17 protein-coding genes are annotated in these 24,185 nt (G+C 59.4%); 6 read left to right on the top strand and 11 right to left on the bottom strand.

Translation table 11 applies throughout. From position 1 onward, the window contains the following. Window positions 1-13: 13 nt before the first annotated feature. The 6 genes from NLK60_RS14270 to NLK60_RS14245 form a co-directional block, all read right to left on the bottom strand. Entirely contained in the window at window positions 14-289 is a 276-nt protein-coding gene (locus NLK60_RS14270) for a hypothetical protein (RefSeq protein ID WP_254808444.1), read from the bottom strand. Window positions 290-869: 580 nt separating this feature from the next. Continuing rightward, window positions 870-1,055: a hypothetical protein gene (locus tag NLK60_RS14265; protein ID WP_254808443.1), complete on the bottom strand. Its 186-nt coding sequence runs from the start codon at window positions 1,053-1,055 to the stop codon at window positions 870-872. Window positions 1,056-1,290: 235 nt separating this feature from the next. After that, window positions 1,291-2,205: a hypothetical protein gene (locus NLK60_RS14260; RefSeq protein WP_254808442.1), complete on the bottom strand. Its 915-nt coding sequence runs from the start codon at window positions 2,203-2,205 to the stop codon at window positions 1,291-1,293. Window positions 2,206-2,314: 109 nt separating this feature from the next. Continuing rightward, window positions 2,315-3,325, bottom strand: coding sequence for a hypothetical protein (locus tag NLK60_RS14255; RefSeq protein ID WP_254808441.1), 1,011 nt, complete (start codon window positions 3,323-3,325; stop codon window positions 2,315-2,317). A 114-nt stretch (window positions 3,326-3,439) separates the two neighbouring features. Further along, a complete protein-coding gene (locus tag NLK60_RS14250) occupies window positions 3,440-4,432 on the bottom strand; it encodes a tyrosine-type recombinase/integrase (RefSeq protein WP_254808440.1) in 993 nt (330 codons plus the stop codon). 865 nt (window positions 4,433-5,297) lie between these two features. Beyond that, a complete protein-coding gene (locus NLK60_RS14245; protein ID WP_254808439.1) occupies window positions 5,298-5,720 on the bottom strand; it encodes a type IV pilin domain-containing protein in 423 nt (140 codons plus the stop codon). A 346-nt stretch (window positions 5,721-6,066) separates the two neighbouring features. Between NLK60_RS14245 and NLK60_RS14240 the strand changes: the two genes are divergently transcribed. Then, window positions 6,067-6,351, top strand: a complete 285-nt coding sequence (locus tag NLK60_RS14240; RefSeq protein ID WP_254808438.1) for a hypothetical protein — start codon at window positions 6,067-6,069, stop codon at window positions 6,349-6,351. Here NLK60_RS14240 and NLK60_RS14235 read toward each other — a convergent pair. The 4 genes from NLK60_RS14235 to NLK60_RS14220 form a co-directional block, all read right to left on the bottom strand. After that, a complete protein-coding gene (locus tag NLK60_RS14235) occupies window positions 6,343-6,867 on the bottom strand; it encodes a hypothetical protein (RefSeq protein WP_254808437.1) in 525 nt (174 codons plus the stop codon). The genes NLK60_RS14240 and NLK60_RS14235 overlap by 9 nt on opposite strands. Window positions 6,868-7,006: 139 nt before the next feature. Then, complete coding sequence (locus NLK60_RS14230; RefSeq protein WP_425499052.1) at window positions 7,007-8,272, bottom strand: DUF418 domain-containing protein; 1,266 nt, start codon at window positions 8,270-8,272, stop codon at window positions 7,007-7,009. Between the two features lie 238 nt (window positions 8,273-8,510). Continuing rightward, the gene (locus NLK60_RS14225) at window positions 8,511-11,057 is read right to left on the bottom strand and encodes an MSCRAMM family protein (RefSeq protein ID WP_254808436.1); all 2,547 of its coding nucleotides are present in this window, start codon (window positions 11,055-11,057) and stop codon (window positions 8,511-8,513) included. Window positions 11,058-11,059: 2 nt separating this feature from the next. Then, the gene (locus tag NLK60_RS14220) at window positions 11,060-14,884 is read right to left on the bottom strand and encodes a thermonuclease family protein (RefSeq protein WP_254808435.1); all 3,825 of its coding nucleotides are present in this window, start codon (window positions 14,882-14,884) and stop codon (window positions 11,060-11,062) included. 413 nt (window positions 14,885-15,297) lie between these two features. On the opposite strand from NLK60_RS14220, the gene NLK60_RS14215 reads away from it, so the two are divergent. Continuing rightward, window positions 15,298-15,810: a fasciclin domain-containing protein gene (locus NLK60_RS14215; RefSeq protein ID WP_254808434.1), complete on the top strand. Its 513-nt coding sequence runs from the start codon at window positions 15,298-15,300 to the stop codon at window positions 15,808-15,810. 127 nt (window positions 15,811-15,937) lie between these two features. Here the strand turns inward: NLK60_RS14215 and NLK60_RS14210 are convergent, their stop codons facing one another. Next, the gene (locus NLK60_RS14210) at window positions 15,938-17,026 is read right to left on the bottom strand and encodes an aminopeptidase (RefSeq protein WP_254808433.1); all 1,089 of its coding nucleotides are present in this window, start codon (window positions 17,024-17,026) and stop codon (window positions 15,938-15,940) included. A gap of 160 nt (window positions 17,027-17,186) precedes the next feature. On the opposite strand from NLK60_RS14210, the gene NLK60_RS14205 reads away from it, so the two are divergent. From NLK60_RS14205 to NLK60_RS14190, 4 genes are all read left to right on the top strand, one after another. Beyond that, window positions 17,187-18,299 carry a pyridoxal-phosphate-dependent aminotransferase family protein gene (locus NLK60_RS14205; protein ID WP_254808432.1) on the top strand — a complete coding sequence of 371 codons (1,113 nt, stop codon included), beginning with the start codon at window positions 17,187-17,189 and terminating at the stop codon, window positions 18,297-18,299. A gap of 83 nt (window positions 18,300-18,382) precedes the next feature. Then, window positions 18,383-20,554, top strand: a complete 2,172-nt coding sequence (locus NLK60_RS14200) for a hypothetical protein (RefSeq protein ID WP_254808431.1) — start codon at window positions 18,383-18,385, stop codon at window positions 20,552-20,554. Window positions 20,555-20,678: 124 nt separating this feature from the next. Continuing rightward, window positions 20,679-23,012: a sensor histidine kinase gene (locus NLK60_RS14195; protein WP_254808430.1), complete on the top strand. Its 2,334-nt coding sequence runs from the start codon at window positions 20,679-20,681 to the stop codon at window positions 23,010-23,012. Window positions 23,013-23,078: 66 nt separating this feature from the next. Further along, window positions 23,079-24,095, top strand: a complete 1,017-nt coding sequence (locus NLK60_RS14190) for a threonine aldolase family protein (RefSeq protein WP_254808429.1) — start codon at window positions 23,079-23,081, stop codon at window positions 24,093-24,095. Window positions 24,096-24,185 lie beyond the last annotated feature (90 nt).

The following is a 24,185-nucleotide window of genomic DNA, read 5'->3' as shown; positions in this document are numbered from 1 at the left end:
AATCACCTTCTGGTTACATATGCTGAGCGATATCTTCGCTATGATTATTCACCGTGTCAAACGGGTCTGGTTCGTCGATTTTGCCGAAATAATCGTCGTAGTATGACTCCACCGACTCACGCACGAGAGACCGCTTAGTCGTGCGTCCGGGAGTCACAGCATCCATTATCTCTAATTTGAGCGCTACCTCTCCATCCAGTCTAACCATGTTAGACTGCTCGGCAATGTCCTTGGGGTCGATACCAAGTGCATCAATATAATCCATCTGTATTGTGCTGTTATCGAACATATCCATTGTATACAATGTGATATGGGTATATAGGTTTTTGTCAAGACCGAAATACAGTAAAATATCTATGTTGCTCCACCAGTTGCGACTTGTTGCACCCCAAAACCACCCTTGTTGCGGGGGGTGGTGCAACACTCCTACTGCCTGTTCACAGTAGCTACAGAGCTTCTAACTCGATTGGCGATTTTGTGTTGCGGCAAATAGTTTTTGGTGTCTATGTTCTCACAGAGTTCCTCTCAGCTTCTCTCCTCTCACACGTACCCCTCTAGAGAATATAGTGCAACATAATATAGTTAAGTTAAGTAGAGAGCCTCTGCCTTGTGAATTCTTGAGCGAGAGCTGTTGCACCCACCCCCGCAACAACCCCGCAACAGGGCGCAACAACCCGTATTTGGCCGCAACATGGCAGACTGCGTCGGGGTGGCATAGATGCGGATAGGACACACTGTGATTTAGTGGTACGGAGGAGCGTAGCGAGGACGATGAAGCGTCCTATCCGCATCGTCTACGCACGGGCGCAACTGGAGAGTGTGATTGGACACACCACAACGAAAACCGTTGAGAATCGAATCTGAGCCGTTTAATCTCCGAGCGAGAACGTCGGGTGTTGAGGTGAGCATTTTATCAAACTCTCGTCAGCCGACACCCACTTTTGCATCATCATTTGCATCTCGGCGTCCGCTACGTCGGCCAACTCGTCTGCATTCATTGATTCATCGTTGATGTCGACGACGAGGTCTGCTGCTTCCATTCTGACGTGTGCCATGATTGTTGAGACGCTCTAAATCCACTTATAGGGCTTAATTTCATCCAAACACCAATGTACTAATTTCACACCCCTATAGATATGGACAGAAGTGTCAGGAGTGTTCTCGAGCAGTATTACGAGTCGACTGATGATGATGGGTGGTATCGATGCAAGCGGTGTGGTAAAAAGGTCTATTGCGGCGATACTCGACAAGACGACCTTTGGATGCATGAACAACGAGAACATTAGAAGACTAACTCAAAAACAACCCCTGTTCATAAGCAACGTGAATGAAGTAAAGAGCATACAGAATCAGTGAATAGTACATATAACGTTTAGGAGATGCTATTTCTGTAAATGGGGTTTGACCATATCTTCCGTACAAGAACCGAAGTGAGACGATAAGATAGTTAACAGCGATTGCGAGAAGTCCCCCGTCTATGATGATGGATGTAACATTTGGACTCGCGACCATTGACATCAGCAAATAAAATACTACGAGGGGGAGAGAGAAAATCAGGACGATTCCTAATATAGCGAGGAGAGTTCCAATCAGATGGAGAATGCGGATTCTCACGCTGACATTGGGAGAGGACTGAGAGTCAACCGTTTGAATTTTACGCACTTCTTTTGGCCATTCAGATTTTGGAAGTAGTGATGATGAGAGGGATTTCTTCGAAATAGTGAGAGCGATTCTTCCCAGTATCGTCCCTTGATGTTCAAGATGCTGGTTATAAGCGAATATACAAATCAAGAGGAAAAAATCACGAAATAGTGCTTCATATAGAAGAACAAAACCGAGGCAAAAAGCTACTGCATACAGAAGTCCTAGCGTGGATGGACGGGGATTAACGAACGGAATATAAGGTTGGGTAAAACTCCCAAGTACAAGTGTCAAATAGAGCAGTCCGAACGCTGTCGAAATGACTAATAGAGGGGTTGTACTTCGGAGGAGGTCTTTTGAGTAAGGATTCAAGAATGACATCCGCCGAACAAGCGTTGTTGTCAGAAGAAGAAACGCCGAACCGATGGCAACCGGGTAGAGCGGAGTACTTACATTGGGAACGAAGAGTAGAGCGGTCGCAAGAAGGGCGGCGAACGTAATTTCGTATCCAATGGCGGACTCTTTGTCGATTTCAATATAATTTCCTAACGAGATATTGGTCATTGGAAGAGTAGTTGAATCTTAGGAGTATAAAGTCAACCAAGAAGGACTCCATAAATACTAATTGAGATTTGGTTATTCTCTCAAGTATCCTGTGCGTCTTTTTGTTTGTTTAACCAAATGTCATCGGTATAAGACTGTATACTTCACGGGCAGGCCCCGACCCCCTATCAAGATGCTCAATGGATTCAAGCACCGCACGCCCTCCGGTGGTTAGGTCATCGACGAAGTATTGGTCTGATTCGCATATTGTCTCGTACCATCCAGCCACAAGTGAAGCTGCTATACCTTCTCCTCTGTGCCCATTTCGCACGTATAGTTGCGACAGTATTGGTCCTCTGTCATGGTCTTCCCAAGTGAGATATCCAGCCATATTATCACTCTGAATATAACAGAGGGCATGCTGATACTCATGCTTGTACGTGCTGATGATGTCGTCTGACCGGCTAGCAATTTGTGACAGAGTGAGTACAGCGTCTTGAATCTGGGTTGAGCCACCGGGTGGATGATGAATTGCGTATGCATCATCCATTCCTAGTTCAATGATTGATTCTGGCGAGGAGTCGCCACTAAGAAGCCAATCTGCGGAGAAGAGTTTATTGAGCGACGCTTTTCGACCCTTTCGGTAACGTCCGTAAATTTTGTAGCAGTCCTTGCATGAGACCAGTCGAAATTCCTGTTCATCGAAGCTTTCGCCAAGTTCGGCGTTCTCGTTCTCGACCAGAACATTGTTTGAGGAGATACGCTTGCAGTCACAGTCGTCTGGTTGAATGGGTGGCTCTTGGCTCTCTTCCTCGAGAATATCTGTGAAATACGAGGCACCAGTTACGTCTTTCACTTTTGAGATATATTTTGATTTTAGTTGTGAGATACGCTCTCCATCAGGCATTGGCAAGAAAACGGCGTATAGGTCGTTGTTACGGTACTGAGCAAATGGTTCTGAAGATAGTTGGTACTCAGTAAACTTCTTCCAAGAATCTCCATCCAAGTATAAGAAAACACACCTCTCATCGCTAACAATGATACTACCGATTCGGTGTCTGTTGAACTGCTTCTGATATTCAACCGGAACCTCAGCAATATGTGTTTCATCTTTTTGCAGCACGCTTTCGGCGAACGGCATCGTATCTACACGTGAAGTGATAGGATATAAATTCATTGTTGCCGATAAATAGCTACTATGTTGGACAGGAAACAGTGAATATACTCCCGTTGAGAGTCTCAGCAGAGTCCCGTCTTAGATGTTGTCCAAATACACTCTCCGTTGCTCCATTTTCTCCCGCTCGTTCCGACGGTCGTAGTGCTTATCAAGCACGTCAGTTGAGACGTTCGCCCGGTCGCTGACGACGGTCTCCGGCATATCGTTTCTCAAAAAGTGCGTGATTGAACCACGCCGAAAGGCGTGAGCAGCGACTGAATCTGGGCATTCGTAAGCGTAGTTGTCGCTTCTCTCGACACTGCCTCGGCATTCGTCTAGCTCCCGGTCGTGTGGGCATTCACCACTGAACCAACATGGCCGAGTGAGTCGATAGCACCATTTACGTACTGTGTTCCGTGCTATCCTTCCGTGTTTCGTCGTCAACAAGGGTTCTCTTCCGTGTTCATCTTCGATATCGACTCTTTTCTCGGCGATATAGTCGTCGAGTATCCGGCATGTTTCTTCTGAGATTGCAACCATCCGCTCTCCCTCGCCTTGATTTTTGAGAGGTGTCTCGCTACCCGGGCGATGTTCGAGGCGTAGGTATTGTTCATTTGGATTGTAGTCGCCCAAATCCAAACTTCGAACGGCACCAGTTCTCATCGAAGTACGCCACAAGAGCAAAATTAGGGCGTGACGCATCGAAGCGTAGTCGAATCTATCGAGGCGCTGCAGTATCTGGGTCGCTACGTCGGCTTCGACCTCGTCATCTCGGACGTTATCGCCCTTTGAGAGTGTCGGAGAGTCGGCTACGTCGACGAGGTCGTCATCGACGTAGTCGAGACGAGCCATATACGCCAGAAATCCACGGAGTGTGTCGATGTGGGACTTGATTGTGGGCTTCGCTAAGTCTTGGTCATTGAGATGTTGTTTCCACTCGTGGACATCTTGCTTCGTCATCTCTCCTATGTCCCGGTCGCCCCACCAGCCCTCAAATTTGTTTAATCTATATTCGTAGCTCTGTACTGTTTGATGCGCACAGTCGCTCTCTCGATAGTCTAGGTACACGGTCGTTGCTTTCTTTGTATGCATGGGGTTCGTCCTCGATTTATCAGGCGAACCGTCAGACAGAATAGTGAAGGCCTGTAGCTCGGGTCACGAGTTAGGTTGGACTTCGGGTCAGGTCGTGGGTGAGCCGACCCGTGGTCGGCGAACGTTGGAAGGGTTCTGACACGCAGTGTCAGGTTCCTGACTTAAGTTCGAATCCCATCGTGCCCGTTCCGTCGACGAACGCCAGTGAGTCGTGCGGAACGGCTCACGTGGGGTTCGAAGCAGGGAGCAGCTTTGCTGCGATCGTGGTTCGAATCCCATCTCGCCGGTTATTTTGCTAGGAGTAAATTTAGCATCTCGATGCTAGTCAATCCTCGAGTTTCGAGAGCGCTCAAGCGGTCGCCCGCGAGGCGATCGAGAAGTGGCGGCATTCAGGGAACGACCCAGCTCGCTTCTCGAGGCACCTGATGCTGTGGAAAACTCCTGGTCGAGACACTAGACCGATTGGAAAGCTCGAACCCGACTGGTAGCGCCGGAACCGTGAGTGGCAACACTCTCCCGTCCCCAGCAACGCAGACTGGCCTCGAGGAACTGTGCAACTTCGGTCTGGCTGAGCCAGACTTTCATGTCGTCACGGTTTCGGTGTTGTTTGAGATTTATGTCCGGGATGTGCGTACTGGTTCGTTACGCCCGACTGTGGGTGTCGAACCGATAGCGGTTGTCCGGTTCGACACGCACATCGACGCGTAACGGAGTAGTATGCCGGACGGCAACCCGGTGGGTAGTGAGTGTTTTGGTGGGCATGGGCGGCCCGATCGGGCCGATTACGTCCGAGATTTAGTTCTTATCGGACAATATGATGGACTATTTTACAGCAATATCAGTTCTACCTCGCTAATTGAACTGATTAGGGGATTTCGAAACTGTTGATTGCTGTTTCGTCATCCGTATCGTCGGCGTCATTTCCGGTGTATGCAACTACAGAATACGAACCAGTGCTATCGAAAGTAGCAGAGGCACCAACTCTCGTCAGATCAATATCATTGCCATCTGAGTCGGTAACCCGGTCACCTGAGTCATTAACAACAAAGATGCCATCTGCGTTCCCCATACTTTGTACACTGACTGTCACTTCCGAGGTACCATCACCATCGATACTCACACCTGCATTGACATTTGCACTCGAGCTCTGCCCGAGATCCAGCACAAACGCCGCAATCACGGCAGCCAGAATAACAGTAATCGCAACCATCAGGATGACTCCAATGACCGGCGATACCGCCCGGCTGGACGATTCGTCTTCGGTTTGAATTTTGCTTTCCATTCGCATTGTTGAATCACAGCACCTGTGAACGGTAAGAAGACTTATTTGCCGGGACGCGAATCCCGAACCGACGGGGCCGGGTAGGGGGATGCACCCACGCACACCCGAACCGTCACTTTCTGTCTCTTCCGTTGCACCCGATGCTGATAGTGTGGCCTCAGTACTCCCTAATAAACACATCGGCCACCCCCGAAGAAAAGACTGTCACCAGACCTGATTGGCTTTCAAAATTGATAATTAGCGTCTGACGGAAGCCCTACAGCGACCCCTTGAAGCACTTCCGTCTGTCGATTCCCAAAATTTCGCCTCGAGACCGACACACACCCCTTTCGCCCACACTGTGAGTACCGATATGACAAACCCCGTGTTCGTGACCGACAAAACGCTCGCGCGCACCTTCGACGGCGGGGCCTATTCCGACGCCTGGGAGGCCGTCGAACAGTATCGGAAGGCCACCCAGTACGCGAGCAAACACGGGGTCAAATCCGGGGCCACCGCGAGCACCCTCGAGTGCGAACCATCACTTCCTGGGCATTCGCTTATCACAGTTCGTGCCGAAGTAATTCGTTCGCCTCGAGCGACGTACCGACATCACACGGTTGATACACCCCTCCAGCCTCGAGGCCACCTACGGTGACGCTGCGGTTTCGGACAGGGCAGCGACAACGCTGGTAGCGTCTCCAGGAACGGTGAACGTGCGACTGGTGTCGTCGTGATTGGTGGTTACCGAGGCAGTGATAAACGAGTCGCCTGCTTGCTCCATTTGTTCTCTCGCCCAGAGGGCACCGAAGGCAAATAGGAGCGTCAGAATCACCCCGGTGACGCCGATGATCCCGTTCGAGTCGATGACACTGTATCCGAACAGGCCGAGTGAGATGAGTGCCCCGAGCATAAATAGCTCCGACCAATTTTTCATTTCGACATCGTACTCGTCCTCCGTGTATCGATAGAAGGAGACGGCTTCGACATCCTCGAGCGAAGTCGCGGTCAACGACTGGATTTCGTTTTCACCGACGTGCAAGGAGATGAGGCGTCGGTCAGTGACAGCGATGACCTCGCGTTCGCCCGTCCCATTCCTGGCGGCTTTCAGCTGTTCGCCGCTCGCGAGGTGAGGCCGAACCACCTGGTGTGTCTTTTCCGTGAAACTAGTCATGGCTGGAACGATCAAGCAGGATCGTATAAATGCAGCGACATATGGGCGGAGGCAGTGTCTCGAGGTCACTGCACACCGTCCCAATCACATGGGGCCGTCAAACGGTTCGATATCGCCCCGAACATATCGGAATCGTCACTCACTCCTCGAGGCGAAACGGCTGTCTGCTCCGATACGTAAGCGTTCGCCACACCCACTCGACCGGGCCAAACCGGAATCGCTCGAGCCACCAGACCGACAGGGGAATCTGGATCGCCCAGATCAACACGACCACGCCGAGCAACTCGAGGCGGCTCAACTGGCCGAACAGGCCCAGGCCGTAGCCGTAGAAGATCGTCGTCGCGAGGGCGGTCTGGAGCAGATAGTTCGAGAACGCGGTCCGTCCCACGGCGGCCAGGCCGGTAACGATCATCCCGTCACTGGCCCAGCGACAGAGGAGCATGATTCCTGAGAGATACCCAACTGCGAGCAGCGGCGCACCCCAGTAATTGAACTGGAACGAGAGGGTGAGCACCGGCAGCGTCTCCCAGGAAACCGCCTCACGGGACCACACCCCGGCGAGTACGAGTGCTAGGCCAGCCCCGCCGAAGCCGACGAATGCCCGCCGGTAAAAGCGGGTGCTCCGCTCGTTGGTCAACACGCCCCACTTGTACAGCGCCATCCCGATTATCATCATCCCGCCAACCATCCAGAGCACTTCGAAGAGGAATCCGATGGTGTGAAACTCGAGCATGACGGGAAAACGATGTGCAACCTGGTCGACCCAGCCACCCTGGTAGACGGCGATCTCCGCCTCGGGCGACAGGTCGGCCCCGAACGCACCGAGCAGTTCCGCCTCGAGTTCGGTCTGCCCATCCGCCGAGAGTGAGTAGTAGCCAATCGCCGTGAGCAGATAGAGCACGGACGGAATCGCGAACATGACCGTTCCCAGAATGAACTGGCGCGTCGGACGCCACCGCCACACCCAGACCACGAGGAATCCTGCGAGCGCGTAGAAGACGAGAATGTCGCCCCACCAGAGCAGGTAGGCGTGTCCGAGGCCGATCACGAGCAGCCAGAACGTTCGGCTGAAGTGTAGCTTCCGCCCGGCCTGTCCTTTCCGATTTTTCGACTCCAGAAAGAGGACCATGCCGGCCCCGAACAGGAACGTAAACAGGGTGACGAACTTCTGTTCGAAGAAGACGTGACTGACCAGCCACGCGAGGTAGTTACTGCCGGTAAAGTCCCCGTAGAGCGTCGGGTTGAGCGACGCCACCGTCGGTAACCCGAATAGCCAGATGTTGATTACCAGAATGCCGAGCAGGGCAAACCCGCGCAGCGCATCGAGTGAAACGATCCGCTCTGACGGGTCCGTCGGCCCGGGGTCGGCTGTTTCCTGTGTCCCTTCCGACGAAGCCATTGACATAGGTGGCTGCTTCTTTTCGAGTGAGAAAGAGATTGTTATTTTGAATGGGCACCCACCATCTCTCACGCGCTCTCATCATTTCGAAGGCCAAAGCGGTTTCCACTATCGCACTCTTTTTCAGGTGGTTACCTGCCCTCCAAGGCGACCAGCGAGTCGACGCGAAAGCAGAACACCTACGCCTCCTGTCCAGACAGGGCCTGAACAAACGAAAAAACAACTCGGAAAATCGACAATCCGGTTAGCCGAAGACGAAGACCGGGCCACCAGCGCCGTTCCCTGCGCCGGGTCCGCTAGGACCGCTCGAGTCCTCGGACACCTCACCGTCGACGACGATGTCGCCGCCAACGGTGGGATTCCCGCGTCGCTCGAGGCTGCCCTCGAGCGTCTCGATGGTGAGATCGCCGCGGACGAGGGGCACGCCCTGCAAGCTGACATCTCCGCCGACGGCACCCGAAGTGAGGTCGCCGCCCACGGTCGAGACGCCCTGGAGCGTCAGGTCGTCGTCGATCTCACCTGCCGAAAGATCCTCGCGAACCAGGCTGGCCCCCCGGAGTTCGACCGATTCGCCGACGCTTCCCATGACGGTCAGTCGGTCGACCGTGACGAACCCGGTCACGAGAACGCCGCCGTCGACGTCCCCCTCGACGGTCAGATCGCCGACGGTGCTCCCACCGGATAGCACGACGTCGCCACCGACGTCGCCCCGAATCAGGAGTTCGTCTTCGATTGTGGCCGCGCCGGTGACGATCACGTCACCCTCGACGCTTCCCACCTCGAGAGACTCCGTCGCCGTGGTTCCGTCGATCACGACCGTATCGACGTCCTCGACGGTCCGATAGCTGAACGTGGCTTCGGTCGTTTCCGCGCCGATATCGAGGGTCACCGGTTCGGTGCTCCCCAACTCGGTCGTCGTCGCGGTGACGGCGTAGGTTCCGGGCTCGACCCCCGTAATCCGTACCGAACCGTCTTCGATCTGGCCCGTTCTGTCCGGGCCGAAGCCGTCGTCGCCGCTGAACGTGACGAACGTCCCGTCCCGGAGTGGGTCGCCGTCTTCGTCTGTTACGGTCGCTTCGAAAGCTCCGGGAGCCGAGTCGGCCAGCACCAGTTCGACCGATGCCGTCTCACCGGCTTCGATACCCACGGAGACCGACTCGCTCGTGTCGAATCCCTGCCCAGTCACGGCGAGTTCGTACTCCCCAGGTTCGATATCCTCGAGTGCGAACGCGCCGTCCTCGTCGGTCGATAGAAGTTCGACGCGGTCGTCGTCCCCGAAGAGCTCGAGTGCGACGAGTTCGTCGGCCAGGACGGTTCCGTCGGGTGTTCGAACGCTGCCCTCGAGGGCCGTTTGCTCGTCGCCGTAGCCGACTGACACGGCCGTCGTTTCGGCAGCCGTCACCTCGACGGAGACGGGGTCGGTCATCCCGAGGTCGTCGGTCTCGGCCGTAATCTCGTAGCTACCGGGTTCGACGCCCGTAATGTGCACCGAGCCGTCCTCGAGTTGGCCAGTTCTGTCCGGCCCGAAGCCGTCGTCGCCGCTGAAGGTCACGAGGGTCCCGTCGGGAAGTGGGTCGCCGTCCTCGTCGGCCACGGTCGCCTCGAAAGCGCCCGACTCGGCACGCGTGAGGTCGAAAGTAGCGCCGGTCTGGCCGTCGACGGAAACCGTGTCCGTCGCCGTGCCATCACCCTGGCTCGTGACCGTCACGCCGTAGCTGCCGGTTGCAGGGACGTCGACCGTCACGACCCCGTCTTCGTCGGTCGTCACGAAGGCCACGGTTCCTTCGAGCTCGAGCACGACCGGTTCGTTCGCGTACGGCCCTCCGTCTGCGAACACGGTCGCCTCGAGAACCGGTTCGGCGTCGGCCGTCGTTTCGAACGGTGCCTCGAGGGTTTTGGTTCGATCCTCGCTAGTAAGCGTGATCGAGGCCGCGTAATCGCCAGCCGGCGGATTCTCGAGACCGTCGATGGCGACCACGACGTCGCCACCGACGTTCGTGTTGAACACGCCGCTAAGGTCGAAGGTCGCCCGCTCGCCGTCGTAGGAATCACTGTTGACGCTAATCTCGGTTCGCTCGCCGTCACCCGTACGGTCGATTTCGACGGTAACGTCGTCGTTCGTCACCCCGTCGAAATCCGTCCCATCGGGATACTCGACGGTGATCGTCTCGATTTCGTCGTCACCGAAGTCGACGGCCGAAAGCGTCCAGGTGTGGACGGCGGATTCGCCGGCGTCCGTCGGCTCGAGAGCGAGCGTCGCCTCAGCTTCCGGCGGTTCCGGCACCTCGTAGTCCCCCTCGGTCTCGAATGCGTCGGATACCGAGAGCGAATCGTCCGCTCCCTCGAGCGTGAGCGTCGCTTCGTGGTCACCTTCGGGCGGGTTCCTGAGGTCGGCAACCGTCACGATCACGGGACCGTCGACGTCCGTGTTGAAGACGCCGCTAAGATCGAGTGTCGCCGTGTCGCCCGCGTAGGAATCGCTGTTGACGCTGATCTCCGTCGGTTCCGTCTCGCCCTCGCGCTGGATTTCGACGGTGACATCCTCGTTCGTTACCCCGTCAAAACTCGCACCCTCGGGGTACTGGAGAGTAATCTCGTCGACCTCGCCCTCGAAGTCGACCCCAGTCAGTTCCCAGGTGTGTTCGGCCGGTTCACCCGCCTCGTTCGAGTCGACCGACAGCGTCGCGTCGGCGTCAGCCATGCCGAGGACGAACGGGACGCCCGCGACGGCCGCGAGACACAGGACGAGCGTCAGCGCAACGACGCCGAGGCGACTGTTTCGAGAGCGCATTATTACACCTCCGCGACAACAGCCTGCTCCTCGTGAGCCTCGACGACTGCCTCGAGCGTTCGACTGTCGATCCGGTTTTCGGACCAGTCCTCGATTGCGCCGTCGAGTGCGGCCCGGTCGATGAGGCCGTCCTCGTTCGCGATGCGCTCGAGGTAGGCTTGCACCTCGGGAACGAGCATCGGGTTCTCACCGAATGGGTCGAACAGTGGGAAGGACTCGTCGAACCGTCCGGTAACCGGCAGTTCGGGATCGTCGACGAGGTTCGCATCACCGTCCACGATACGGTCGTCGTTGAGCCGCAGGTCAGAGCCGAGGCCGGCCGCGACGTCGTTGAGTTTTGCCCGGGTGTCGGCGGTCGCCGCCGCAGAGCCGACCAGGATCACCGCACCGCCCGCGTCGCGGTACTCGCGCAGTGCCGCCAGTTCCGCCTCGGTATAGGCTCGCTCAGGCGCAGTGAGGAAGACGACCGTCGGGTCGTCCGCCTCGGGCAACGTGTGCACCACATCGTTGATCTGGCGCAGTCGGTTGCCGACCCCCTCGACAAAGCGGAGGAAGAACTCGACGCGCTCGAGGGAGACCGAGCCCTCGGCCCCGAACTGGCCGTGTCCACCCTCGAGCAGGAAGTGGCCGTCGTTGTCCGAGAGGTATCGAGCGAGGTTGGCGAAGAACGCGTAGTTGCCGTACTCGCTGGTGTCCGCCTCGAATCCGGCCCCTTCCTCGTAGGCCTCGTTCACCATGATCCCGCCGACAACGGCGACCGCGTTGTCCTGATCGACGCCGACGAGCGGAGCGTCCTCGTACTCGTCGAACGCCCCACCGTCGTCGAGCGCCTCCTGGTGAGCAGTCTCGCCGGCATACAGTGGCGCACGGTCGTCAGCGAGTGGCCCGCTCGCGGTCGTGACGCTTGAGGCCCGCGGGACGAACACCTCCTCGAAGGGGTCGTTTCTGATCTCCTCGAGGGCGTCGAAATCGGCCGCCGACCAGACTCGGCGTCCGTCGGCGAGGGCGGCTTCCTCGGCAGCGGCGAAGGTGTCGTGTTTCGCGAACCCGGAGGAGTACACGCGAGCATAGCCCTTCTCGACTGCTTCCAGATTGTAGTTGACCGAAAAGTCCCCTGTGTCGGGGGTGGCGTCGTAGTCCTCGGGGTCGTAGTACATGTACGACAGGAGGCGACCGTAGTTCCCCCGGAGGGGTTCTGCCTCGTCGAAGGTCACCTTCACCCGGCGACCCTCGACGTCTGACTCGCCGGCCTGTGCGTCTGGAGCCATCACGTCGAGGGCGAAGTTCGTCGCGTTCGAGCCCCAGGTGTCGAGGTGATCGAGGTCCTCGATGCCGAACCACTCCTCGGGGTCGTTCGTCGCGGGAGCCGTCTCCGCCGTGTCCATCCCGACGTTCCGGATGACGTCCCGGTAATCGAACTCGGTGTCGAACTCGACCTCGAACGTGTCACCGTCGAAGACCCGAACTACGCGCCCGTAATAGGCTTCGTCCCGCTCGAACTCGACCCCGATGGCCTTCTCGCGGTCGGCGAAGTAGTCGTAATCGGTGTTGAAGTTCCCCGTTTCGATGTCGAAATCACCCAGATCGTTGACCTGGTCCGAGTTAAAGCGAAACGACAGGGCCAACGCGTCGGCAATCGCGTTGAGGTTCTCGGTCTCGTCGAAACCGAACGAGTCGTTCCCCTGTCCGCCGAAGTCGGACTGATCGAACAGGAAAATCGCCCCACCATCGTCGCGGAACGATTCGAGTGCGTCGAGTTCCGCCCCGCTGAACGACTCCGTGGGCGAGGTGACGACGAGTCCCTGGGCGTCCTCGAGGCCGGGGCTCTCGAGGCCCTCGAACAGATCGAACCCCCCGTTGAAGTTCGTCGTGGTCGGCAAAAACGGCTGGCCGCTGACGTTGTTCGCGTCGTCTTCGACCTGATCGGCGTTGAACCGGAACGCCACCTCGAGCGTCTCGGCGATTTCGTTCAGATTCGCCGTCTCCTCGTTGACGAACTCGGACTCGTCGAACAGGAAGAGTGCGCCGCCGTCGACGACGTGGCTCTCCAGTGCCTCGAGTTCCGCATCGGTATAGGCATCTGCGGGAGACGCGATGGCGACGGCGTCGGCGGCTGCGATTCCAACCTCGTCGCTCTCGCTCCCACCGAAGAAGTCGAACGCCTCGTTGACGTTCGTCGTCTGGACGACGAAGGGAGCCCAGCCGCTGTTTTCCTCGTCGAGTACCTGATCCGAGTTGAAGCGGAAACTCACCTCGAGCGTCTCGGTGACCGCGTTCAGGTTCGCCGTCTCGTGGCCGCCGAAGTCGGCCTGGTCGTGGATGAAGACACTCCCGCCGTCGTCGACGAAGTCGGTGAGTGTAGCGCGTTCGTCTGCGGTGAACGCGGTCGCGAACGTCGTCAGCATCACGCCATCGGCCTCGGACAGGTCTGCCTCGAGGTCATCGGTCGCCTCGAGCGAGAAGCCGCGGTCGGCAGCGAGCGATTGCAGTTGTGAGTAGTCAGACAGCGACAGTTCCTGGTCGTGGCTCTCGTCGTAGAGCACGGTCCCGTTCGCGCCGATTCTATCTGCCCAAATATCGACGATGAGTTCGCGGTTGGCATCGACATCGCTGGCATCGGGTCCGAGTTCCGCGCCAAACCCGACGACGTTGCCATCGACCGCGACGAGCGGAATGTCCGCATCGGCCTGGTCGTAGCTGACGTAGCCATCGCCGGCTTCGTCGACGTTTTCGGCCGTCGGTTCGGCCCAGACAGCCACCAGCGAGTCGTCGGTCAGCGGTTGCTCGTCGGCGTCGAGCAAACTCGCCGTCGAGAAGAACTCGAGAGTGTCGACGTTCTCCCCGCCCGCGAGCAGGTCCTCGCTGGCCTCGAATTCGTAGCCCTCGGCTTCGATTGCATCGGCGAACTCGCCGAACGTCGACGAGTCATAAAAGCTCTCGTGGGCGTCGTCCCAGACGACCGTTCCCGAATTCCCGACCGTATCCTCGAGGACGTTCAAGACGAACCGTTCGTTCGCCTCGGTCATATCGCCGTCTTCGATCAGTTCCGGCGTCCCGAACCCGACAACGTCACCGTCTCGAGAGACGAGCGGAATCTCCACATTTTCGTAAATATGGGACGCTTCGTCACCGTCGTCGTCGACGTTTTGGGCGCTCGGTTCCGCCCAGACGGCGACGTGGCTCGAGTCGGTCAACGGCCCGCCGTCGGGAGCGACCTGGCTGGCCGTCGACGGGAACAACAGCGAAGCGGTCCCGAGCAGGTTCGTCGTCGCCTCGAGGTCGTAGCCCGAATCGGCAGCGTACTGCCGGAACGAGTGATAGTTCTCCAGCGCGAGACCGCCGAACTGGTCGTGGCCTTCGTCCCAGAGGACGACGCCTTCGTCCATCAGTTCCTCGAAGAGATTCAGTGCGAACTTTTCGTTATCCGCGTCGAATCCGCCCTGATCGTCGCTGAGGAAGTCGACCGAACCGATCCCGACGACCGAGCCGTCCTGTGAGACCAACGGAATCGCTTCGTCCTCGTAGACGACCGTCGTCGGTCCGTCGTCGGTCGTCTCGAAGTTCTCGGCCGTCGGCTCCGCCCAGACGACGACCGTCTCCTCGTCTACCAGTTCGCTCTCGCCGTCTGCGGCGATCTGGCTCGCACTCGAGTAAAACGAGAGCGTCTCGAGGCCCGTCTCGGCGGTGCTCGTGGTCGTTCCCGATTCATCATCCTCGGACGTGACCGCGCCGACGCCCGTAAGTGCGGCCCCGGCGGCCGTTCCGGTTACCGTCAGAAACGTTCGGCGTCCGTAGACGCCTTCGTTTTCGGAAGGGTTTGTCCCCATAGATTTTCGTTTGTGAGGTGGATGTAATAACTTTCTATTGTAAGTCAAGAGTCTATATATTTATATGAAAATTATATGAGATAGTGAATTATACTTTCTCCAAAATCCGACTCACGCTCGAGCAGCACGCGTTTCAGAACCGTCTCGCTGGTCGCGTCGCTCCTCGCTCGCAAAATCTGGACGGAAAGTGAACGATGCCACCTCGAGCGCCTCGATACGCCCCCTCGAGCGCTTCGATTACCATAGCCTGCCTGACCGGTGCAAGGTCCTGCAGGCTAGACGTCTCCACACCAACCCGAACGAAGAACGGAAGCAGCGGTGGCCATACCGCTCGGGACCGTGTTCGTCCCCCATACTGGTTAGGAGAGCGCGAATTATCCTCCCGGGAGAACCCTCAGGTGGGTACCAATTCCATGAAACATCCAAACCGACGGAAGATACTGCAGACACTCGGAGGCACGGGCCTGTTGCTGGCGACCGGTGCCGGAACGGCCACGGCGAGGGGACGACGCGGAGCGAGCGGTGACGATACGATCGTTGATGTGGCCGTCGCAGCCGACGATTTCAATATCCTCGTGGCAGCCGTTCAGGAAGCAGGACTCGTCGACGCCCTCAGCGGAAGGCGACAACTGACAGTCTTCGCGCCCACCGACGAAGCGTTCGTAGCGCTGGCCGAGGACCTGGGTGTCGAACTCGAAGAGCTATTAGCGCTCGAGGATCTGGCGGACATCCTCCTGTACCACGTCACTCCCGGCCGACGAAACAGCGATTCAGTCGTCAACGCGCCGCGTCTACCGACCCTGAACGGCGCCAAAATCGACGTCGACGGTACCGTACTGAACGACGGGCAAGCCGAGATAATCGCCACCGATATCGAGGCCTCGAACGGCGTGATCCACGTCATCGACGGGGTCTTGTTACCCTGATATACGCCTCGAGAGGTACCGCAGAACCTACTTTTGTTTCGCTCGTCGCTACGCTCCTTGCTCGCAAAATCTGGACGGAAACGTGAACAATGCCACCTCGAGAAGTACCTCCCCCTCGAGAAAACCCTCAGAACCCGTCTTCGAACACGAACGTCCCATCGCGCTGGACAACCTCGCCATCGACCTCGATAACCGAATTCTCGCTCATATCGACGATCATGTCGACGTGGACGGCCGACTCGTTGGCCTCGTTCTCCTCGCCAACGGTGTCGTCGTAGGCGCGACCGACCGCCATGTGGACCGTATCGCCCATCTTCTCGTCGAACAGCATATTGTAGGTGAAGCGGTCGATATCCCGGTTCATCCCGATACCGAGTTCGCCGAGACGTCGCGCGCCGTCGTCCGTCTCGAGCACGTCCGTCAGCAGGGATTCGTTCTTGCCGGCGGCGTGGGAAACGACCTCGCCGTTTTCGAACTCGAGGTGGGCATCGGTGATCTCTCGTCCCTGGTGATACAGCGGCATGTCGAACAGCACCTCGCCCTCGACGCTGTCGGGGACCGGCGCGGTGAACACTTCGCCGCCCGGGAGGTTGCGCTCGCCGTAATCGTTGAGCGTGCGATTGCCCGCGACCGACATCGTCACGTCGGTTGTGTCCCCGCTTTTGATCCGCACCTCGTCGGCGGGGTCGAGGAGTTCCACGAGTTGCTGTTGGTGCTCGCGGACGGCGTCCCAGTCTTTGTTGACGGCGTCCCAGACGAAGTTCTCGTAGCCCTCTCGAGACATCTCGGCGAGCTGGGCGTTGGCGGGGGCGGGGAACTGGGTCAGACACCAGCGTTTCGAGAGGCGTTCGTCCTGTACGGGGCGGTAGGCTTTGTTGTAGGCAGCCGTGGTCTCGGCGTCCACGTCACCGGTTTCAGTCGCGTTATCGCCCGCGCGAATTGCGATGTAGACGTCGGTGTTTTCGATGAGCGCGAGTTCGTGTTCGGGCGTCTCGTAGTCGTCATTGCCCGCCCGAAGGAACGCCCGGTGCTGGCGTTTTCCGGCCCGCTTGCTGGTCGTAATAGGGTTCGCGCCGACGTCGCCGATCACTTCGTGCAATGCGACGACGAGGTCCTCGGCGACCGGGTGGGCGTCGACGACGACGTTGTCACCCGGCTGCAGGTCGACCGAGTGGTTGGCGATAACCTGTGCGTGTTCGCGGATTCGCGGATCCATACGTCGCAAATTCTGCCAGCGAGGCCATACCGTTTTCGGAACGAAATACGCCAGCGCGGCCTCGAGCACGGACACTCGAGCAGATGTGCCCCGGTTCGTTTGCACAAAACCAAAGGCCCAAACCATCTCCCGTCGCAGTAGCCTCCAAGTAGGTGGTTCAGTGACAAAGAAACGCGAATACCGAGACGACTACCGCGAAAAGACCCTGTACATCCCCGGCCCGACCGAGGTGCGCGAGGACGTCATCGACGCGATGGCCGAGCCGATGTTCGGCCACCGAATGGACCGGATGACCGACCTCTACACCACCATCGTCGAGGACACGAAAACGTTCCTCGAGACCGACAACGACGTCATCATCCTCACCGCCTCGGGCACCGAGTTCTGGGAGGCTTCGACGCTCAACCTGGTCGACGAGCACATGCTCGTGGCGACCTGTGGAAGTTTCAGCGAGCGTCACGCTAACGTCGCCGAACGTCTGGGCAAATCGGTCGACCGCCTCGAGTACGAGTGGGGACAGGCCGTCAAACCCGAGGATATCCACGAGGCACTCGAGAACAGCGACAAACAGTACGACGTCGTCGCCTGTGTGATGAACGAGAGTTCGACGGGCGTCCGCAACCCGGTCGAGGAGATCGGTGACGTCGTCGCCGAGTACCCGGACACCTACTTCGTCGTCGACGCCGTCTCGGCGCTGGGCGGCGACCACGTCGATATCGACGAACACGACATCGACGTCATCTTCGCCTCCACCCAGAAGGCCTTCGCCATGCCGCCGGGACTGGCGGTCTGTGTCGTCAGCGAGGACGCCTACGAGCGGGAACTCGAGCGCGACACCGCCTCGTGGTACGGCGGTTTCCAGCGCTGTCTCGATTACTACGACCGAAAGGGCCAGACCCACTCGACGCCGGCCATCCCGGTCATGCTCGCCTACCGCAAACAGATGAAGTACCTGCTCGAGGAGGGAATGACCGCACGCGACGGCCGCCACCGGGAGATGGCCGAGTACACCCAGAACTGGGCCCACAAGCATTTCGATATGTTCCCGGAGTCGGGATACGAATCGCAGACGGTGAGCTGTATCGAGAACACCCAGGGCATCGACGTCGCCGACACCATCGAAACCGTCTCCGAGGAGTACGACATGGTCTTTTCGAACGGCTACGGCTCCCAGCTGGGCGAGAAAACGTTCCGTATCGGCCACATGGGCGAACACGACCTCGAGTCGATTCGCGCACTGACCGACGTCATCGAAGACGTCGCTGATCTGTAATCCAGTTGGGGATGGCAGATGGCAACCCAGGGCCAGCACAGCTATAGGCTACACGTCCCTCACTCATCGTATGATCGACTGACATGAGTGGTGGGACAGTCGATATTTCGGTCGCGGACACGACCGTCACCCTCAGCGACGGTGCTGGCAATCGGTTCGAAATCGAGGCGGTCGGCTGGGACGAAACGGACCACTCACTCGATGTTCCCTTTTCGATGACCGAACGACAGAGCGGCCGCGCTTCGAAGTTGCGGTTTCACTCCTCCTCGATCACCCTCGATGCCGTTCGCGAAGACGGTGTAAGCGTCGACCGCGATCACATCGAAACGAACGAACGTCGACAGCTTCCCGACCGACGGAATCTGATCTGGATTACCGGACTGATCGGCGTCTGGATTCGGTTCGACGGCCCGGCAGTAATCGATCAGCGGGGACCGGACGGCTGTGAAATTACGTTTCCGCATCCGACCGTCGTGACCATCGCCGGCCAGAGCACGGTCAACGCCCCCTCACACAGCGTGACCGTTCCCCGAACGCCGGCGGGCGTCGCCGAAGCAATCTCGGTCTTTGCCGCGCCGTTTACCGCCACCGACCCCCAGCGCACTTCCCTCCTCCGCCGGGGCCATCCACCCCGAATCGAGTACGGCGACTCAGTTTCGATTCCCGACGCCGTCGCCGCGTCGGTTTCCGACACCGGAATCGTACTCGAGGTCCCGCCGACACTCGAGGCCCTGTTTCCAGCAGCGACGCTAGCTACCTACCTCGGAGCGCGAGTCGAGACGGTCGAACGCGAGACACCGATACTGAAGATTCCCGCTCGAGACCGTCACTGGACGTTTTCACCCGGCGAACGGTTCAGTGACGAGGCCGCCGCCATGCTCCGCCGAGTGTTCTTTCTCGACGTGGCGGTTCGCTGGCAGGAACGGTCGGATACCGACTGGGTCGAGACGGACGCCTTCGCGATGCTCGATATCGAACCCGAAACGTGTCTCGAAGCCCCGATGGCGACCAGAGTCGACCGTTATCTGTCGGCTGATTTCGAACGGGTTTCGCCGCTCTTTCCGCGCTGGCACGCCTGGGTGTACGCCGAGCCGACGTACGAGCACGCCGCCGTGCTCCCACATCTGGTGTCGACGTTCACGCAGGTGCTCCCCGTGACCGGGAACGGAACACCGACCGTGGGCGAGCACAGAGCCTCCAGCCACCCCGGATCGGATACCCCGGAAGACCCCCACGTCGGCTGGCTCGGTCGTACTCAACCAGCGGGCGTTCGTGGCTACGAGCTGACGCCGGCAGCCCTTCGCCACAGACAACGATACCTCGACGAGGGGGAGGCCATCGACGTCGCTCTCGTCGTTGGACCCGACGCTGACATCGACCGGTTCCGGGCCGCTCGAGACGCTTACAGGGGTAATCCGCCACCGATCCGCTGTACCGTGTATCGGAAACCGAGCCGGAGGGACCTCCGAGCGATCATCGAAGACGGTGCGGACTGGTGTCACGTGATCGGCAACTGTGAGGAGGGGTTGCCCACCGCAGACGGTCCCCTCCAGGTGGAGGTACTCGACGAGTCGGGGATACAGGCGGCCTTGCTCGAGGGGAGGGTCGAGACTTCGGTCGCGCGTGAACTGCTCGAGGCCGGGAGTCAGGCGGTGGCGACGGCGGATGTGAGAGCGACCTCGGACACGTCAACCACGGGGATGACGGCCTCAGACACGTCAACCACGGGGATGACGACCTCGGACACGCCGCTCACACCGAGTGACGCCCACGCCGACGAGGCAATCGACACGTTCCTCCGCGGGGTCATCGGTGGCTTCACGATCGATCTGGCGCGTCGGTTCGCGACCAGGCCGCCCCAACGCCACGGCGACGTAGGGAAGTCGACGACGAGCGCTACTGCATCCGGGCAACGTCCACCGGTCGAATCCTCGTCATCGGCTCTCTCACTCGAGGTGTACGGAGACGGGCTCACCGAACTGTGGTCGTTCGATCAGATACAGGTGTTTCCACTCGAGATTACCCCCGCCGGGTCCGAGCAGTTCAGGGTTCGAATTCCGACGTGGTACACCGACGCAGGCCTGGGCTTTGGCGGGCTTATCCTCGAGGCCTGGCACATCGGGGGGAATCCGTTCGACGTCACCCTCGAGTGGTACGAACTCAAAGAGCTACTCGAGACGCGGTGGTATCTCCCCGTTGTCGATGGGGCGCTCTATCGTCCCGACGAGATCGGCCCATTCTATCCGTTCGTTTGAGAGCAGTCGCTGTCGTCGTCTCACGCTGTTCGCACGAAACGGGAGACGAGTAGGTGTACGCTGGCGATGGGCTGACCGTTATCGAGCCACAAGTTACTTCGCCTCGAGCCAACTCCTGTGTGGTATGACTCTGCGGTCGGAGTCGGTGACGCTGATCGGCGACACCGCGAGCGTCGCTCGCGCGCTCGAGCGATACGGCCCGGACCAACTCGCCGTACGCCGGGTGGCATCCGTCGACGCCCTCGAGGAGGGTGAGAGCGGGAGTGAACCGGGAGCGGTGGTAGTCGCGGTGAGTGACGAGGGAGCTATCCGTACGGTCGTCGATACCGTTCCAGCCGGTGTCCCCGTCGTTGCGTTCCTTCCCGAAACCGGGGTAGACACCCCCCTGGCGCTCGCTGCCGGTGCGACGGAGGTCGTCACTCCCGAGGACCATCCGACCGTCGTCGCTCGCCGACTCGAACGCCTTCTGACATGTCGGCCCGAATCGAGTCAGTCGTCGAACGCGGTCGATTCGGAAGCACTCGAGACGCTCGAAGCGGCCCTTTCCTGGACCGTTGGCGACGGTGAACTCATCGCCCTGGTGACGGCCGGCTTTCGCCACCGGGCTGTCGCCGGCGAATCATTCGAGTCACCGCTCGAGGCGGCGACACTCGAGGGAGCAACCGTCCGAGAGGCCTTCAACGAGTGGCCAGCCGTTCGGGCACAGATAGAGAGCCTGTACGCGGCGACCTTTCAGGGGGACGCGAACGGACGCGAGGTGGGCCTCCGTGATCGTACCTATCGAGTCGAGACCCACCCGATCTCGGCGACGTCCAACCCAGTGTGTATCGTTCGGTTTGTCCCCGTCAGCGTCGATAGAACGCGACGGAGTACGGACGCCGATGTCAGGCGAAAGGTTCGCCGGTTACACGACATCGCAACGGCTCTCGATGACGCGGACGTCGAGAGCGAGATTTTCGAGCTCGCGGTCGAATCCGCGAGCCGCGTCCTCGAGTTCGACGCCTGTTCTCTCGGCGAACTCGAGGACGGTCGAATCGTCGCACGAGCAGCCACAGCCTCCAAGCTATCGATCGATTTCGACCAGTTGAGAGTCACGGAGGGGGTTGCAGGAAAGACCATCGAGTCGGGCGAAACCATCGTCGTGGACGACGTTGCGAACGAGCCGGACGCCCAGCCAGCCCACGAGGCGTTTCAGTCGGCCGTCTCGATTCCAGTGGGCGACTCTGGCGTCTTTCAGGCGGTTTCGACGAGTGCCGATGGGTTCTCCGATCGGGATCGTATGCTCGCTGAGTTGCTCGTCACCCACGTGACCAACGCGCTCAAGCGAGTTCGCTATCAGGCAGCCCTGACCGTCGAGCGCGACCACTTCGCGGCCCTCTTCGAGAACGTTCCCGATCCCGCGCTTCGCTATCGTCGTCAGCCCAGCGGGGGATTGGAGGTCCGGGCCATCAACTCGGCGTTCGTACGGGTGTTTGGTCGTGAACCGGCATCCATCGTCGAGGAGCAGGTTAGCTCGCTACTCGCCGGCTCCGAAGCGGGTTCGACACCCGAGGCACTCACCGACAAAATAGCAGCCGGCAACCCGATCGATACCGAGGTTACTGGCCACACAGCCGATGGGACTCGGCCGTTCTTGCTGCGGAGCGTCCCCGTTGGAAGCCGACCCGACGTCGACGGCCCCGAAGGGTATCTCATCTTCACCGACCTCACCGAGTTGAAACGCCGCGAACGCGAACTCCTCGAGAAGACCGAACGCCTGGACCGCTTCGCGAGCGTCGTCAGTCACGACCTGCGCAACCCGCTCAGCGTCGCGCAGGGGTATCTCGAACACGTCCGTGACACCGACAATCTCGAGTTTCTCGAGCAGATCGAGCGCAGTCACGACCGAGCGTTTGCCATCATCGACGACGTGCTCGAACTCGCCAGACAGGGCGCTGCTGTCGAAACGACCGACACCGAATGGGTATCGCTCGAGGCGGTCGCCGAGCGGGCCTGGGCAGGGGTCGAGACCCAGGATGCGACCATCGAGATTGGACCCGGCAGTGACGCCGAGTTCGAGGCCGCCCCCGGCCGGTGTAGACAGCTGTTCGAGAACCTGTACAGGAACAGCATCGAACACGGTATGCCACCGGCTACCGACGACGGTTTCGAAGAGAGCCACCCCGAGGGGAGTGAACCGGGGGCACTCGAGACGCAATCGACGCCAACGTTGACCGTCACCGTCGACACGTTCGAGAACGGCTTTTACGTGGCCGACGACGGCGTCGGCTTCGACCCCGAGACACGGGAGTCACTGTTCGAGTACGGCTACACCTCGAGTCCAGATGGAACCGGCCTCGGCCTCGCCATCGTTCGAGAGATCGCCGAAGCTCACGACTGGTCGATCACGGCAGCCGAAAGCAAAGCGGGCGGCGCTCGGTTCGAGGTCTCCGTTCCGGAGCTGGCCGCTGACCGATAAACGGGAGTTCGGGTCCGGGAAGCCAGGACGGCAATCACTATGCGTCTCGGGAGACAATCCCGGCCCATGATAGACCTGCGTTCGGACACGGTGACGACCCCAGACGAAGCCATGCGAACCGCCAGCGCCGAAGCCGCCGTCGGTGACGACGTCTACGGAGAGGACCCGACCGTGAACAAACTCGAGGCCCGCGCGGCCGAACTCGTCGGCAAAGAAGCGGCGCTGTACGTCCCCACGGGGACGATGGGCAACCAGATCGCGATTCGCGAGCACACCGAGCGCGGCCAGGAACTCATCGCCGACCGCGAGAGCCACGTCGTCAAGTGGGAACTCGGCGGCATCGCCCAGCACGCCAACGTACAGGTGCGGATGGTCGACGGCGAGCGCGGATTGCCGACTCCCGAACAGGTCGACGCTGGCTACGTGGCCGAGGACCTCCACCGGCCCGGCACCGGACTGCTCTGTCTCGAGAACACCCACAACGCCCGTGGCGGCCTGGCTATCGACCCCGAACGAGTGGCGGCGACCGCGACGGCCGCCCACGCCCACGGCGTTCCCGTTCACCTCGACGGTGCACGGGTGTTCAACGCGGCCACAGCCCTCGAGGTCGACGTCACCGACATCACCGAGCACGTCGATTCCGTCATGTTCTGTCTCTCGAAAGGACTCGGCGCGCCCGTCGGGTCGATACTCGCTGGCTCCGAAGACTTCATCGAAGGCGCCCGGCGAACGCGAAAGCTCTTCGGCGGCGGCATGCGCCAGGTCGGCATCATCGCCGGGCCCGGACTCGAGGCCCTCGAGAACCAAACTGACCTCGCGACCGATCACGAAAACGCTCGCGAACTGGCAGACGGACTGGCCGACATAGCGGGTCTCACCGTCGACACCCCGGAGACCAATATCGTCGTCATCGACGTGGCGGGAACCGGTTTCGACGTCGACACCGTCCTCGAGCGACTGCGCGGTGAAGGCGTCCTCGCGACGCCGTTCGGCCCGACCACGATTCGATGTTGTACCCATCGAGACGTCTCTCGAGACGATATTACGGCCGCACTCGAGGGTGTGCGGCGAGCGCTCGAGTGAGATCGAAGGGTCTCGAGTGAGATCGAAGGGTCTCGAGTGAGATCGAAGGGAGTGGCGGTACTCACTCGAGACGGCGCTGGTCGGAGACCG

Origin of the sequence: Natronosalvus amylolyticus, from assembly GCF_024298845.1 — an archaeon.
In the GTDB taxonomy this organism is placed as follows: Archaea; Halobacteriota; Halobacteria; order Halobacteriales; family Natrialbaceae; genus Natronosalvus; species Natronosalvus amylolyticus.
Note: the sequence above shows the minus strand (reverse complement) of the source record. Positions and strands in the feature narration are given on the sequence as shown.

Bases quoted from the DNA above. Each gene is read 5' to 3' on its own strand.
- NLK60_RS14270 (WP_254808444.1), bottom strand. From the start codon at position 289: ATGTTCGATAACAGCACAATACAGATGGATTATATTGATGCACTTGGT.
- NLK60_RS14265 (WP_254808443.1), bottom strand. From the start codon at position 1,055: ATGGCACACGTCAGAATGGAAGCAGCAGACCTCGTCGTCGACATCAAC.
- NLK60_RS14260 (WP_254808442.1), bottom strand. From the start codon at position 2,205: ATGACCAATATCTCGTTAGGAAATTATATTGAAATCGACAAAGAGTCC.
- NLK60_RS14255 (WP_254808441.1), bottom strand. From the start codon at position 3,325: ATGCCGTTCGCCGAAAGCGTGCTGCAAAAAGATGAAACACATATTGCT.
- NLK60_RS14250 (WP_254808440.1), bottom strand. From the start codon at position 4,432: ATGCATACAAAGAAAGCAACGACCGTGTACCTAGACTATCGAGAGAGC.
- NLK60_RS14245 (WP_254808439.1), bottom strand. From the start codon at position 5,720: ATGCGAATGGAAAGCAAAATTCAAACCGAAGACGAATCGTCCAGCCGG.
- NLK60_RS14240 (WP_254808438.1), top strand. From the start codon at position 6,067: ATGACAAACCCCGTGTTCGTGACCGACAAAACGCTCGCGCGCACCTTC.
- NLK60_RS14235 (WP_254808437.1), bottom strand. From the start codon at position 6,867: ATGACTAGTTTCACGGAAAAGACACACCAGGTGGTTCGGCCTCACCTC.
- NLK60_RS14230 (WP_425499052.1), bottom strand. From the start codon at position 8,272: ATGTCAATGGCTTCGTCGGAAGGGACACAGGAAACAGCCGACCCCGGG.
- NLK60_RS14225 (WP_254808436.1), bottom strand. From the start codon at position 11,057: ATGCGCTCTCGAAACAGTCGCCTCGGCGTCGTTGCGCTGACGCTCGTC.
- NLK60_RS14220 (WP_254808435.1), bottom strand. From the start codon at position 14,884: ATGGGGACAAACCCTTCCGAAAACGAAGGCGTCTACGGACGCCGAACG.
- NLK60_RS14215 (WP_254808434.1), top strand. From the start codon at position 15,298: ATGAAACATCCAAACCGACGGAAGATACTGCAGACACTCGGAGGCACG.
- NLK60_RS14210 (WP_254808433.1), bottom strand. From the start codon at position 17,026: ATGGATCCGCGAATCCGCGAACACGCACAGGTTATCGCCAACCACTCG.
- NLK60_RS14200 (WP_254808431.1), top strand. From the start codon at position 18,383: ATGAGTGGTGGGACAGTCGATATTTCGGTCGCGGACACGACCGTCACC.
- NLK60_RS14195 (WP_254808430.1), top strand. From the start codon at position 20,679: ATGACTCTGCGGTCGGAGTCGGTGACGCTGATCGGCGACACCGCGAGC.
- NLK60_RS14190 (WP_254808429.1), top strand. From the start codon at position 23,079: ATGATAGACCTGCGTTCGGACACGGTGACGACCCCAGACGAAGCCATG.